The organism is Pseudodesulfovibrio portus (genome assembly GCF_026000375.1).
Classification (GTDB): domain Bacteria; phylum Desulfobacterota; class Desulfovibrionia; order Desulfovibrionales; family Desulfovibrionaceae; genus Pseudodesulfovibrio; species Pseudodesulfovibrio portus.
This window is the reverse complement of sequence record NZ_AP026708.1, coordinates 666798-679757: the sequence shown is the minus strand read 5'-3', so window position 1 is coordinate 679757 and position 12960 is coordinate 666798. Positions and strand designations below refer to the sequence as shown.

Below are 12960 nucleotides of genomic sequence, written 5' to 3'. Positions count from 1 at the left end.
ATGGACCAGAAGGTATTGGACGAACTGAAGCTGGCCTTTGCCTGCGACTTGTACGAGACGGTCAAGGCGGCCCGCAAGAATCGCGAGGAACACGTGTTCCGGCACACCATGTCCGAAGAGGACGGCAAGATGGTGTTCGTGGGCATGTTCCCGAAAAAGGACATAATGGAGTTTCCGGGGTTGGACGACGATTTCGTCGAAAAGCTCCTGACCTTCAACCTGCTCGGCGTGGTCACCGACGGCGAGTCCGGCCTGGACATGTTTTATCTCGGCGGCATGAACAAGCCGTTCACCTCGCTGAGCGGCGCAACCGAGTTGGTCAAGTGCCTGGCCGAGGAACCGCTGCTGGCCTTCCTGGAAATGTATTTCAAGGCCAGGGGCGTGATGATGGACGTCCGGACCATGAGCTATGAGGAGTTCTCCAAGGCCGTGGAGAGCGAAGTGTTCAAGAACACTTCGTTCTCGCAGATGCAGGAGGCCCAGCTGCTGCTCAATTCCATGGGCAACTGATCCCTTCCGCGACGCACGAAAAAAGGCCGCATCCGTAACGGATGCGGCCTTTTTTCGTGTCGATTCGTTATCCTTCGAGGGATTTTTCCACTGCCATCCTGAGCATGTGCGTGTGCAGCCGGATGGAGATCGAGTCGCTGGTCTCGATGTTGGCGAGCAGTTCGCGCAACTTGTCCACGGCCTCGAGCCCCGCCGTGATCACGAGTTCAGTGGGGTCAAGCTGCTTCTTGCGGATCATTTCCAGGACGTTCTCCAGCTTGTGGGCCAGCTCCTCGATGTTCTTGAGCTTGAGCAGGTTGGAGCCGGCCTTGACGGAGTGGGCGTCGCGGAAGATGGAGTTGACGGTGTCGTCGTCGCAGATCTTGCCGCATTGTTCCAGCCTCAACAGGCCCGATTCTATCGAGTCGAGCCGCTCTGCCGTTTCCTCCATGAAGACTTCAACAACCAGATCGCTGCGCTGGATCAACCGGCACCACCTTGAATCAGGTCAATGGCCAGCTGCGGGATGGTGTTCAGGTCGGGCTTGGATACCTGCAGGTCGGCACCGACAGACTCGCCCTTGTGGCGCAACTCTTTCGTGATGATGGACGAGTAGAGAATCACGGGGAGTTTTTTCAGTATCGGGTCTTCCTTGATGTTTTTTGTCAGGCTGAAACCGTCCATGAGCGGCATCTCGATGTCCGAGATGACCAGGTTCACGTATTCGGTAATGTCCTTTGCCTCGGACTCCGCCGTGGCCTTGAGGGCCATGATCTTCCGCAACGCCTCGTCGCCGTTGGTGGTGATGATGGGATTGAAGTTGGCGTCGGTCAGGTTCTGTTGGATCATGGCCCGGATGGTGGCCGAGTCGTCTGCCACCAGGACGTTGTAGGTGGTGTCGGCGATGGCCATTTCGGTTTCGCTGTCCGGCTCGAACTGGGTCAGGATGGTCTCCAGGTCGAGCAGCTGGACGAACCGGTCGCCCTTGTCGATGAGGCCGATGATGGCGTCCGTGTTGCTGGATATGATGTGCGACGGCGGGATGACCTCGCCCCAGCCCACGCGGTGGATCTCGGTTACGCCGGACACCAGGAACCCGGTGACGGACTTGGAGAATTCGGTGACGATGACGATGTCCCGTTCAGTCTTGGGCATGTCCAACTCCAGCCAGACGGACAGGTCCAGGACCGGCAGGATGAGGTCGCGCAACGGAATGGTTCCCATGAATGACGGATGGGGCGCCGATTCCGGCGGCTCCAGGTTTGGCGTTTCAATGACCTGCATGACCTTGGCCACGTTGATGCCGAAGTAATTCGGTACGGGCTCTTGCCCTTCTTTGCGGATTTCGTTGATGTAGAACTCGAGGATTTCGAGTTCGTTGGTCCCGGTTTCCAGCAGAATTCCGGTGTCTATCGCGTTTTTGCTCATGGATCGTCTCCCAGGGCCCGGAGCGGGATTTCCAGTATGTATGATGGCTCAATATACGCTGCCTCAAATTTTATGTCCACGGCATTAGAGTGTTTGCCTGGTAATTTATAACGTCTTGAGGGAAATGGACAAAGTTTGCGGTTATACTTGACCTGTTTTTGCCCTCCATGCACAACCATGTAGATGGGAGAGAGTCTTGGAAAACCCAATGGAGCTGTTTCATGATTGATGCGATATACAGCGATCCCGAGATGATGCGCGAGAAGATTATCGACAGGCTCGGAGAATCGGCCGGCGAGGTGATCCCCTGGTTTTACGCCAACATGCCCGATTACTATTTCCGCACCCACGGCGAGGCCGAGCAGATCCGGCATCTCATGGCCATCATCTCGGGCATGGTCCTGGAGGAGAAGCAGGCCGTGGCCCTGCACAGCCCATGCGGCACCCGGGTGACGCACATCTCTCCCGGCGGGGATATGAATACGTTGGGCTGGGTGCTCAAGGGATACCGGGACAAGGACATCCAGATCGCACGCATCTATTCCAGCCGGGACGATTCCATCCGGCTCGACACCTTTGTTTTCGGCCCGCAACCACTGTGCGCCATCGACGGGGAACCTGTGAAGGACGTGATCGACGCGGCCCGGAGCGGCGAACTGGACATCGAGTCCCACGAGGTCGACGACTTCCAGCGTTTTCTCACCACCGCCAGCGAGGACTATATCGAAAAGTTCGAGCCCGGACGGGCGGTGCGCCATTTCCGCACCTGTGATCTCCTGGAGGGCAGGGAGCATGTCCAGGTGGCCCTGGAAAAAGAGGTCAGCCCGGGTTTCGACCGCATCAGCGTGGCCATGGTCAATCCGCCGAGAAAGGGTCTGCTCCATAGAGTCGTCAACGTGTTCGGGCGGGAGGAAATTCCCGTGGACCGGGCCTATTCCGATGAATTCGAGCGTGGGGGCAAGGCTCCCATCGCCATCATGAGTTTCTATCTTGACCGGCAGCGGGTGGACCTGGCCGGGGACGGCGAGAAGTGGCTCCGGCTCAAGCGCCAACTCGAACTGACCAAGTGGTTCGCGCCCCACGGGCTGGAAGCCCTGGCCTACGAGGAGGGCTGGGAGCTCGGGCAGGTCATGCTCATGCAGGCCGCGAGCGAGTTCGCCCATCAGTTCCTGATCAAGAAGGACCTGAACGCCTACCATTCTGAGCGCATCGTCTACGCCGTGCTCAAGCATCGGGACGTGACCCGGCTGCTGTTCGAGTATTTCACGGTCCGGTTCGATCCCGAGTTCACGGGCGACCGCAAGGCGGCCATGGTCGAGAAGAGGGCGGCGGTTCGTGCGGCAATCCGCAACGTTGGCAACGACATCCATCGGGATATCCTGACCTATATCTACAAATTCTTCCGCTACACGCTCAGGACGAACTACTACCTCGACCGCAAGCTGGGGCTGGGCTTTCGTCTCGATCCGCTCATCCTGGCGCCCATGCCCAGGGAGGAGCGGCCCTTCGGCCTCTATTGCTTCCATGGCCCCTACAGCTTCGGTTTCCAGGTCCGCTACCGGGACATGGCCCGGGGGGGCGTTCGCGTGGTTCGCACCTGGAGCCAGGAGCAGTTCGAGATGGAGTCCAACCGGCTCTTCGACGAGGTCACCAAGCTGGCCAAGGCCCAGCAGCTCAAGAACAAGGATATCCCCGAGGGCGGCTCCAAGGCGGTCATCCTGCTCGGCCCGGACGGTGACATCGACCTGGCCGTCAAGTCCATGGTCGATTCCTTCCTGGACCTGCTGGTGATTCCCCAGGGGGCCCGGGGCTTCGTCCATCCACGCATCGTCGACTACCTGGGCCGCGAGGAGATCATCTTCCTCGGCCCGGACGAGAACATCACGCCGCAGCATATCCAGTGGATCGCGGACAGGGCCGCAACGCGGGGCTACAAGTGGCCGAGCGCGTTCATCAGCTCCAAGCCCGGCGCGGGCATCGCCCACAAGCAGTACGGCGTGACCAGCGAGGGGGTCATCGTCTTTGCCGACGAGCTGCTGCGCACCCTCGGCATCAACCCGCATGCCCAGCCCTTTACGGTCAAGATCACGGGCGGCCCGGCAGGCGACGTGGCCTCCAACGTCATGCGCATCCTCATGCGCGAATACGGCGAAAACGCCCGAATCGTGGCCATGACCGACGGCCACGGCGCTGTCTACGACCCGGAAGGCATGGACCACGGGGAACTGTCGCGCCTCACGGACGGCAATTTCAAGGCAGCCGATTTCGACCCCTCCAAGCTCAGGGGCGGGGGTGCCCTGGTGGTGTCCACGGACGAGGAGGACGGGACCCGCATCCGCAACACCCTGCACAACACCGCGGTGGCGGATATCTTCATCCCGTCCGGCGGCAGGCCCGACACCATCAACATGTCCAACTGGAAAAAGTTCCTGCAAAAGGACGGCGCCCCTTCCGCGCGGGGCATCGTGGAGGGGGCCAATATCTTCATCTCGGCCGAGGCCCGCGCCGAACTGGAAAAGGCGGGGGTGCTGGTCGTGCCCGGGCCGTCGGCCAACAAGACCGGCGTCATCTGCTCTTCCTACGAAATCCTGGCAGGGCTCATCCTCACCGAGTCGGAGTTCCTGGAGATCAAGGATCAGTACGTGGTCCAGCTGCTCGACATCCTGCGCCTCCGGGCCAGGGCCGAGGCCCGGCTGCTCATGCGCGAGTTCAGGCAGGCCGGGGGCGGGCGAACCATCACCGAGTTGTCCTTCGAGCTTTCGGCGTCCATCAACGGGCTGGCCGACCGCGTGGCCCTGGTCCTGGAGGAGACCGTGGACAGGGTGGCCGACGATCCCGGATTGTCCGACGTGCTCCTGTCCTATTGCCCGGCGGTGCTGGCCGACCGGTACGGCGACAGGCTGGTCAACGACCTGCCGCGCGGCCACCAGATAGCCTTGCTGGCCGCATTCGTCTCGGCCAAGATGCTTTATCAGGAGGGCATGGGCTGGGCCGAACGGCTGGTCTCCCTCCGGAACGTGCGGGACGTGGTTTTCGGCTACCTGGAGGAGGAAAAGGCCGTGGCCGGGTTCATCAGCGAGGTGCGCGGCGCGGGATTGGCCCACGCAGACCAGATCGCCGGAATTCTCGATTTCGCGGGCCGCAAGCAGCGGACCCTGCAGCGGCTGGGCCTCGGGTGACGACGGGCAGGGCCCGGCCGGGGCTTGGACGCGAAACCGTTGTGCGCGGAAGTGGTTTATGGTCCGGTAATGCCGCTTGACATTGCCGTGTTTGGGATATACTTTTATTACAAATGAACAACTACTCATGTGAGGTGAATGATGTCCAATATTGCCTGTAGCGATACCGACCAGCACGCAAAAAATGTCGCTGCCGCGCGGGAACAGATGCTGACCGAGAGGCAGTTTCTCTTCCTGGCCGAATTGTTCAAGGCCCTCGGCGACTACACGCGAGTCCGCATTCTGTACGCCCTGTCCCTTGGTGAACTCTGCGTGTGCGCCCTGGCCGAGGTCCTCGATATGTCCCAGTCCGCCATTTCCCATCAGCTCAGGCTCCTCAGGGCGGCCAAGCTCGTCCGGTACAGGAAGGAAGGGAAGAACGTGTTTTATTCTCTGGATGACGACCATGTGCGCAACCTGGTTTCCCAGGGGCTGGATCATATATCGGAACAGGGGTAGGGGCCCCTTTCCGATATTTTTTTTGATAATTATTATGAATAACTATTCAATCATTACCTAGGTTGAATATGAGAAGGTGTTGAATATGGCGGATGTGGTTGTGCTGATAGTCGCCGAGTCCTGGCATGTGCTGGTCGAGGCGTCCCCATATGTCCTGTTCGGATTTTTCGTGGCCGGGCTGCTCAAGGGCTTTGTCCCGGATTCCTATATGGCCCGCCATCTGGGCAGGGATTCCTTCGGTTCAGTGGTCAAGGCGGCCATCGTGGGCGTGCCGCTCCCGTTGTGCTCGTGCGGCGTGCTGCCGACGGCCCTCGGGTTGCGGCGTCAGGGTGCGAGCAAGGGGGCGACCACGGCTTTCATGATCTCCACTCCGGAAACGGGTGTTGACTCCATGGCCGTGACCTATGCGCTCATCGACCCGATCATGACCGTCATCCGGCCCGTGGCCGCGTCCCTGACAGCCGTGTTCGCCGGGGTGCTGGTCAACGCGTTTCCCGGCAAGGAGGAACCGCTGCCCATGGCGTCCGTGACCGACAGCTGCGGCGCGGGTGGCTGCGGGTGCGGCGGGTCCTGTCCGACGGAACCGCAGGAGGGAGTCGGCGTCAGGTTTCGCCTGGGCATGGACTACGCTTTCGGCGAGATGATCGGCGACATCGGCCGCTGGCTCATGGTCGGCGTATTGATCGCGGGGATCATTTCCGCCCTGATCCCCGAAGACGCGCTCTCCGGTTACGTGGGCTCGGGATTCCTCTCCTATCTAGTCATGCTGGTGGTGGCGCTGCCGCTCTACGTCTGCGCAACGGCTTCCACGCCCATCGCGGCCTCGCTCCTGCTCAAGGGGTTGTCGCCCGGCGCGGCCCTGGTCTTCCTGCTGGCCGGACCGGCAACCAACGGCGCGACCATCACGGTCATGCTCAAGACCCTGGGCAAGCGCGCGGCAGGGCTCTACGTGGCTTCCATCGTCATCGCCTCCCTGGTCCTGGCCTGGGTCACGGACCGCATCTATGATGCGCTGGGCCTGGACATCCGGGCCGTGGTGGCCGAGGTGGACGAATTGCTGCCCCATTGGGCCGGTGTGGCCGGAGCCGTGATCCTGCTGATTCTGGTGGCGCGGAGCTTCATCGGGAAGGGCCGCAAGCATTGAATCCCCCTTTTTGCGGGCCATGCAATGCCGGGAAGACCGGTATCGCATGGCCCGCAGTCTTCTCGTTGTTCTCCTATGAATTGCTGCATTTGCATTGACTTATGCTATGTATTTTCAACCGTTCATTTGTGTGTTAAGCGGTCCCCTCCATATGCAACTGTATTTGATGAGGAGTGATCGTGATGTTGAAGTTCAGGTTCCTGCTGCTGTGCCTTGGACTGGTGCTGGCTCTGAATGGTTTTCAAGGTGCCGAGGCTGAGGAGTCGGTTGTGTACGAAACGCCCGGCTGTCCGGTCTTCACACTGGGCGAGGGATTCCGGTATATGGGTGAACCGGGAATGAATATCTCGACCTACTGCTCGGGAAACAATTGCAACACGCTCCTGGCGAAGCCCGGAACCAAGGCCCGGTACGACCTGTTCGCCGTTGCCTCGCCGGACAAGGCACCGGAGGAAGTGTGCCTGTTCATACGGTATGAGCTGGTGGGCCGCCGCCATCACTGGGCCGCGACCAAGGGAAATAATGTGACCATAAACGGCAGGTACTACAGTGAGCTGTTTGCCGTGTATCTTGGTGAGAAGAAGCAGGATTTCAAGGCGGTGGAGGAATACCTGGCCGAGCAGGGGCATCCTGTCGCCGAGCCCGGGTACGTTGCGTATCTGGTACAGCGCAACATCAACGTGGAGACCAGGTTGACCGTGATCTATGCCTGCAACGTCCGCATGCTCCCCAAGGAAATACTCAAGGACGGCAAAAAGATCGAGCAGTTCCTCCGGGATCGGTTCGCGGAGCGGGTTGTTCCCCTGTAGGGGGGGGGGCGGCCCCGGTTCCGTTTTTGCGGGGAAGCGAGTCCCGCTCGCCACGGCGTTCAGTGTTTGCTGCACGCTGCCTGAACATAAAGAAACGCAAAGATCGGAAAAGGCGGACAGGGAAATGGCCTGTCCGCCTTTTCTTTCGCTTTTTGCCGTGATAGAAGCGGCTGATCGCAAGAAAGGGGAATGATTTATGAAACAATGTATCATGTGCATATTGTTTGTTTTTGTTTTGAGCACGACCGCCCTGGCGGGCAACACCGCCCTGCGCTTCGGCGTGTTGCCAGTGCTCGACACCCTGCCGCTGCAGGTGGCCGCGCAGGAGGGCATCTTCGAGAAGCACGGCCTGGACGTCACGCTGGTCAAATTCATGTCCGCCCTGGAGCGGGACACGGCCATGCAGACAGGGCAGATAGACGGCTATTTCGGCGACCTCATTGCCACCTACCTGCTCATCAGCCGGGACGTGCCCATGCGCATCGCCCTGACCTCCTGGCGGACCACGCCCGGATACCCCATGTTCGGCATCGCGCTCTCCCCGGAGAACAAAGACCGTGACCTGGCGGCCATGAAGGGCGGCAAGCTCGGCCTGTCCAAGTCCACCATCATGGAGTTCCTGGCCGACAAGATGGAGGACCATCTCAAGGTCGAACGCGGCTATTTCGCCCAGGTGGAGATCAAGAAGATGCCCATCCGGCTGCAGATGCTCCTGACCGGCCAGATCGACTCCGCGCTCCTGCCCGAGCCCCTGCTGTCCCTGGCCCGGCTCAAGGGCGGGGCGACCCTGGCCACGGCGGAAGACCTGGATATTCCCCTGACCGTGCTCTGCCTGCATGAACGGTATTTCAAAAACCACGGCTCGGACTACATGCGGTTCATCCGCGCCTACCGGGAAGCGGTCCAGGCTATCCGGGACAATCCGGAAAAGTACCGCCGACTCATGGCCGAAACCTGCCGTATTCCCAAGCCGCTGGTGGCGGATTTCCCCATCTATCCCTATCCCATGCCCAGCCTGCCCGCCTCGGCCGAACTGGCCGAGGTGCAGGAGTGGATGCTGGACAAGGGGCTGCTCAAAATGACGGTCCCCGATTCCGTGGCCCTGTCCCCGATAGCCCCCTGACCGATGCTGACTGCGGAGCATCTGTCCAAGTCCTATGGCGGAAAGGCCGTCCTTGAGGATGTCACCTTCCGGCTCGAACCGGAGGAGACCCTGGCCGTGGTCGGCCCGTCCGGGTGCGGCAAGACGTCCCTGCTCTATCTGCTGGGCGGGTTGTCCGAGCCCGACGCCGGGCGCGTGTCCCTCATGGGCTCGCCCGTGACCCGGCCTTCGCCGGAGATATCCATCATTTTGCAGGACTACGGATTGTTGCCGTGGCGCACGGTCATCGAAAACGTGGCCCTGGGCCTCAAGCTGCACGGTATGGGGCGGGCGGCGCGGCGTCGGAAGGCCCGCGACCAGCTGGCCGAGATGGGCATCACGGGCCGGGACCTGGATTATCCCGCCAACCTGAGCGGCGGCGAGCAACAGCGCGTGGCCATTGCCCGGGCCTTCGTCACCGAACCGCGGCTCATGCTCCTGGACGAACCCTTTTCCTCCCTGGACGCCCTGACCCGTGAGCGGCTCCAGCGCACCCTGCTGGACGTCTGGCGCAAGCGGAAGATTCCCTACGTGCTGGTGACGCACTCCCTGGAGGAGGCGGTCATGCTCGGCCAGCGGATCATGGTCATGTCCGGCCGCCCGGCCCGACCCGTGGCCGTCTTCGACAACCCCGGCTTCGGCGACGAGAACATCCGCGACACCGAGGCGTGTTTCGACCTGTTGCGCCGGTTGCGCCATACCGTGGAGGATCAATGGTAGGCCTGCTGCGCTCCATCTTCCGTTACGGCGGCGTGATCCTGGTCATGGGGTTGCTGTGGAAGGCTGCGGCCCTGGCGCTGGGCGGCGTCATCCTGCCGCACCCCGAGGACGCTCTGGCGGCCCTGATCCAGGCCATGGGCACAAGCCTGTTCTGGGAACATTTCATGACCAGCGCCTACCGGGCCACTGCGGCCATGGCCCTGGCCTGGGCAACGGCCTTCCCGCTGGGGCTGGTCATGGGCTCCATGAAACGGGTGGACGCGGTGCTGGCTCCCTTCGTGTTCCTGACCTACCCGGTGCCCAAGATCGTGCTCCTGCCCATATTCCTGCTCCTGCTCGGGCTGGGCGACACCTCCAAGATCGCCATGATCGCGCTCATCCTGGGGTATCAGATCCTGGTCACCACCCGCGACGGGGTGCGCTCCATCCATCCCAAGTACTTCGACTCGGTCCGGTCCCTGGGCGGCTCGCGCTGGGACGTGCTGCGCGAGGTGCTCCTGCCTGCGGCCCTGCCCCACGGGTTCACGGCGCTCAGGCTGGGCACGGGCGTGTCCGTGGCCGTGCTCTTTTTCGTCGAATCCTTTGCCACCACACGCGGCCTGGGCTACATGATAATGGACGCCTGGGGAGCCATGGACTACCTGACCATGTTCACCGGGATACTCGGCATGTCCATCATGGGCGCGGCTTTGTACGAGGCCGCCAACATTCTGGAACGCAGGGCGTGCAAGTGGATGTTCCTGCGTTCCAAGGATTAACCGGAGGAATCTATTCTGTCCGCCACCAAGCTCGAATTCGACGACGGCCACATGGCCAGCCAGCTTTTCGGTCCCCAGAACCAGCATCTCAAGCTGCTCGGGGAGCGCATCGGCGTGCGCATCGAGAGCCGGGGCAACGCGGTGTCCATCCATGCCCCGGAAGGAGAAGACGGGAAGGCGGGCCTGGCCGCCCAGGTGCTGACCCAGCTCTACGCCATGATTCGCAAGGGGCGCAGCGTGCATCCCCAGGATGTGGACTTCGCCTGTCGCATCCTGGAGCGCCGGCCGTCCGCCGACGTGAACGAGGTGTTCAAGGGCGACGTGTACGCCACCTCGGGCAAGCGCACAGTGTCGCCCAAGTCCATCAATCAGCGCGAATACCTGGACGCCATCCGGGATTCGGACATGACCTTCGGCATCGGCCCGGCGGGCACGGGCAAGACCTATCTGGCCGTGGCCATGGCCGTGGGCGCGCTGGCCCGGCGCGAGGTCAAGCGCATCGTCCTGACCCGCCCGGCGGTGGAGGCCGGGGAAAAGCTCGGCTTCCTGCCCGGGGACCTGGCCGAGAAGATCAATCCCTACCTGCGCCCCCTGTACGACGCCCTGCACGACATGCTCGATTTCGCCAAGGTGCAGGACTACCAGGAGACCGGCATCATCGAGGTGGCCCCGCTGGCCTTCATGCGCGGGCGCACCCTGAACGACGCCTTCATCATCCTGGACGAGGCCCAGAACACCACGCCGGAGCAGATGAAGATGTTCCTGACCCGGCTCGGCTTCGGCTCCAAGGCCGTGGTCACCGGCGACGTCACCCAGATCGACCTGCCCACCCAGGCGCGGTCCGGGTTGCTTCATGCGCGAAAGATTCTGGAAGGCACCGGCGGCATCCGGTTCGTTTTCTTCGACGAGCACGACGTCATCCGCCACCCCCTGGTGGGCCGCATCGTCCGCGCCTACGACAAACACGAGTCCAACGGTAAATAGCCATGGGTGCGGTGAAGATCGTCAAAGCCACCCGGCTCGACCCCCGCTTTCCCCTGTCGCGCAGGGAGCTGGCCGCAGTCTGCGACACGATCCTCGACGCCCTGGACCTCGTCGGGCGCACCTTCACGCTGACCTTGACCGACGACCGGAATATCGCGGCAGTCAACAGTGCCTTTCTCGGCTGCACCGGTCCCACCAACGTGCTGAGTTTTCCCGCCGATGACGGCGACGAAACCGCTGTGCGGGTTGACGGCGACGACCTCGGCGAACTGGTTTTGTCCGTGGACACCCTGGCCCGCGAGACCGAGCTCTACGGTCAGGAACCCATCGAGCACCTTGCCCGGCTGCTGGCCCACGGCATCCTTCATCTGGCCGGTTTCGATCACGGTCAGGCCATGTTCGACCTGACCGACGCGGCGGTGGACAGGGTGATCATGGAAGCGGCGGACCGTTTGAACTGACCGGCTGGGCGCGCGTTTGTCCGTCATGGCGGGGTTGATTACTTTTGACATTTCGATATACTGCCATATATTGTATTTCATGGTCTATATAGCTTGGAGTAACGTGTGGCGGATATTGGACAACGGCCCATTCACCTCCTGAGCGCAGCGTGGCTGTGCCTGGTGCTGTGCGCGCTCGTGTCGCCCGGCCTTTTGTCTTCGGCCCGCGCCGGGGACGGCATACGGATCGCCATGATCACGGCCCGGACCGGTGAGGCGGGCAAGTCCAACGCCATCAGCTTTGACGGAGCCCGGTTCGCGGTGGAGTGCATCAACGAGTCCGGCGGTATCCTCGGCCAGAAGGTCGAACTGCTGGAATTCGACAACAGGGGTACCCCGGAAGGCAGCGCCGTAGCGGCTCGCCGGGCCATCGCGGCGGGGGTGACGGCGGTTGTCGGCTGCAACTGGAGTTCCCACTCCCTTGCCATGGCCGAGGTCCTCCAGAAGGCCGGTGTCCCCATGATCTCGCACATGTCCACCAATGAGGCCGTGACCCGCGTGGGCGACTGCATCTTTCGCATCTGTTTCACGGATTCCTTCCAGGGGAGCGGCCTGGCCCGGTTCGCACTGGAAAAACTCGACGCCGCCACCGCCGTGGTCCTTGTTGACGTTTCCCGGGCATACTGTCGGGGGTTGGCCCAATCCTTTGCCGACGCCTTTGAGCGGGGCGGGGGGAAGGTGGTCTGGCGCGGCGAGTATGAGGCCCGGACTCTCGACGTCGATGCGGTGCTGGGCGAGGTGGCCCGGCATCAGGCCGACGTGTTGTTTGCGCCGGGCGGGTATGGCGATGTCTCCGCTCTGTTCGCCAACACAAGGGACCAGAATATCAAAATGACCCTCATGACGGGCGACGGCGTCGGGCCGAGGATGTACGAGTACATCGGCGCCAAGTCGGAGTGCATCTATTTTTCCAGCCATTGGAGCCGTTGGTCGGATACGCCGCAGTCTCGCGATTTCGTCAGCCGGTACGAGGCCCGGGTCGGGGTGGCGCCCAGCGATACGTCGGCTCTGGTTTACGACAGCTTCATGGTCCTCAAGGACGCCATCGAAAGGGCGGGAACCACGGTTCATTCGGACGTCCGCGACGCCCTGGCGACCACTGCCGGTTTCGAGGGCGTGACCGGGACCATCCGTTTCAACGAATTCGGCGACCCCATCAAGCCGCTGGTCATCAACCAGTTCCGGTTCGGAGGGGTCATGTTCGTCGACAGCATCCAGCCCTGAATCGCCCGTCCTCACTTGATCTCCCGCGTTTTTCGTGGGCCAAATCGCTTTACATTCATATCAATATGGGCCAAGCTTTCTCTCTT

At 61.9% G+C, this 12960-nt stretch carries 13 protein-coding genes; 11 read left to right on the top strand and 2 right to left on the bottom strand.

Going from position 1 to position 12960, the window contains the following annotated elements; all coding sequences use genetic code 11:
• A complete protein-coding gene (locus OO730_RS03435; protein ID WP_264983183.1) occupies window positions 1–510 on the top strand; it encodes a hypothetical protein in 510 nt (169 codons plus the stop codon).
• A gap of 67 nt (window positions 511–577) precedes the next feature.
• Here the strand turns inward: OO730_RS03435 and OO730_RS03430 are convergent, their stop codons facing one another.
• Both OO730_RS03430 and OO730_RS03425 read right to left on the bottom strand, forming a co-directional pair.
• Window positions 578–976: an Hpt domain-containing protein gene (locus OO730_RS03430; protein WP_323373365.1), complete on the bottom strand. Its 399-nt coding sequence runs from the start codon at window positions 974–976 to the stop codon at window positions 578–580.
• Complete coding sequence (locus OO730_RS03425) at window positions 973–1917, bottom strand: chemotaxis protein (RefSeq protein ID WP_264983182.1); 945 nt, start codon at window positions 1915–1917, stop codon at window positions 973–975. The genes OO730_RS03430 and OO730_RS03425 overlap by 4 nt, the downstream gene beginning before the upstream one ends.
• A gap of 221 nt (window positions 1918–2138) precedes the next feature.
• Here OO730_RS03425 and OO730_RS03420 point away from each other — a divergent pair, with 221 nt between their 5' ends.
• The 10 genes from OO730_RS03420 (at window position 2139) to OO730_RS03375 (ending at window position 12874) form a co-directional block, all read left to right on the top strand.
• Complete coding sequence (locus OO730_RS03420) at window positions 2139–5096, top strand: NAD-glutamate dehydrogenase domain-containing protein (RefSeq protein WP_264983181.1); 2958 nt, start codon at window positions 2139–2141, stop codon at window positions 5094–5096.
• 141 nt (window positions 5097–5237) lie between these two features.
• On the top strand, window positions 5238–5594 hold the full coding sequence (locus OO730_RS03415; RefSeq protein ID WP_264984115.1) for an ArsR/SmtB family transcription factor: 357 nt from the start codon (window positions 5238–5240) through the stop codon (window positions 5592–5594).
• Window positions 5595–5679: 85 nt separating this feature from the next.
• Entirely contained in the window at window positions 5680–6738 is a 1059-nt protein-coding gene (locus OO730_RS03410; RefSeq protein ID WP_264983180.1) for an SO_0444 family Cu/Zn efflux transporter, read from the top strand.
• Between the two features lie 182 nt (window positions 6739–6920).
• Window positions 6921–7547, top strand: a complete 627-nt coding sequence (locus OO730_RS03405; RefSeq protein ID WP_264983179.1) for a hypothetical protein — start codon at window positions 6921–6923, stop codon at window positions 7545–7547.
• Between the two features lie 196 nt (window positions 7548–7743).
• A complete protein-coding gene (locus OO730_RS03400) occupies window positions 7744–8670 on the top strand; it encodes an ABC transporter substrate-binding protein (protein ID WP_264983178.1) in 927 nt (308 codons plus the stop codon).
• Window positions 8671–8673: 3 nt separating this feature from the next.
• Complete coding sequence (locus OO730_RS03395; protein WP_264983177.1) at window positions 8674–9408, top strand: ABC transporter ATP-binding protein; 735 nt, start codon at window positions 8674–8676, stop codon at window positions 9406–9408.
• Window positions 9402–10166 (top strand): ABC transporter permease, encoded by a 765-nt coding sequence (locus OO730_RS03390; protein ID WP_264983176.1) that lies wholly within the window; start codon window positions 9402–9404, stop codon window positions 10164–10166. The genes OO730_RS03395 and OO730_RS03390 overlap by 7 nt, the downstream gene beginning before the upstream one ends.
• Window positions 10167–10217: 51 nt before the next feature.
• A complete protein-coding gene (locus tag OO730_RS03385) occupies window positions 10218–11150 on the top strand; it encodes a PhoH family protein (protein WP_264983175.1) in 933 nt (310 codons plus the stop codon).
• 2 nt (window positions 11151–11152) lie between these two features.
• Window positions 11153–11611: an rRNA maturation RNase YbeY gene (ybeY, locus tag OO730_RS03380; protein ID WP_264983174.1), complete on the top strand. Its 459-nt coding sequence runs from the start codon at window positions 11153–11155 to the stop codon at window positions 11609–11611.
• A 105-nt stretch (window positions 11612–11716) separates the two neighbouring features.
• Entirely contained in the window at window positions 11717–12874 is a 1158-nt protein-coding gene (locus tag OO730_RS03375; RefSeq protein WP_264983173.1) for an ABC transporter substrate-binding protein, read from the top strand.
• Window positions 12875–12960 lie beyond the last annotated feature (86 nt).

Excerpts from the sequence above, each read along its gene's own strand:
- OO730_RS03435 (WP_264983183.1), top strand. The coding sequence starts at position 1 with ATGGACCAGAAGGTATTGGACGAACTGAAGCTGGCCTTTGCCTGCGAC.
- OO730_RS03425 (WP_264983182.1), bottom strand. The coding sequence starts at position 1,917 with ATGAGCAAAAACGCGATAGACACCGGAATTCTGCTGGAAACCGGGACC.
- OO730_RS03420 (WP_264983181.1), top strand. The coding sequence starts at position 2,139 with ATGATTGATGCGATATACAGCGATCCCGAGATGATGCGCGAGAAGATT.
- OO730_RS03415 (WP_264984115.1), top strand. The coding sequence starts at position 5,238 with ATGTCCAATATTGCCTGTAGCGATACCGACCAGCACGCAAAAAATGTC.
- OO730_RS03410 (WP_264983180.1), top strand. The coding sequence starts at position 5,680 with ATGGCGGATGTGGTTGTGCTGATAGTCGCCGAGTCCTGGCATGTGCTG.
- OO730_RS03405 (WP_264983179.1), top strand. The coding sequence starts at position 6,921 with ATGTTGAAGTTCAGGTTCCTGCTGCTGTGCCTTGGACTGGTGCTGGCT.
- OO730_RS03400 (WP_264983178.1), top strand. The coding sequence starts at position 7,744 with ATGAAACAATGTATCATGTGCATATTGTTTGTTTTTGTTTTGAGCACG.
- OO730_RS03395 (WP_264983177.1), top strand. The coding sequence starts at position 8,674 with ATGCTGACTGCGGAGCATCTGTCCAAGTCCTATGGCGGAAAGGCCGTC.
- OO730_RS03390 (WP_264983176.1), top strand. The coding sequence starts at position 9,402 with ATGGTAGGCCTGCTGCGCTCCATCTTCCGTTACGGCGGCGTGATCCTG.
- OO730_RS03385 (WP_264983175.1), top strand. The coding sequence starts at position 10,218 with ATGGCCAGCCAGCTTTTCGGTCCCCAGAACCAGCATCTCAAGCTGCTC.
- ybeY (WP_264983174.1), top strand. The coding sequence starts at position 11,153 with ATGGGTGCGGTGAAGATCGTCAAAGCCACCCGGCTCGACCCCCGCTTT.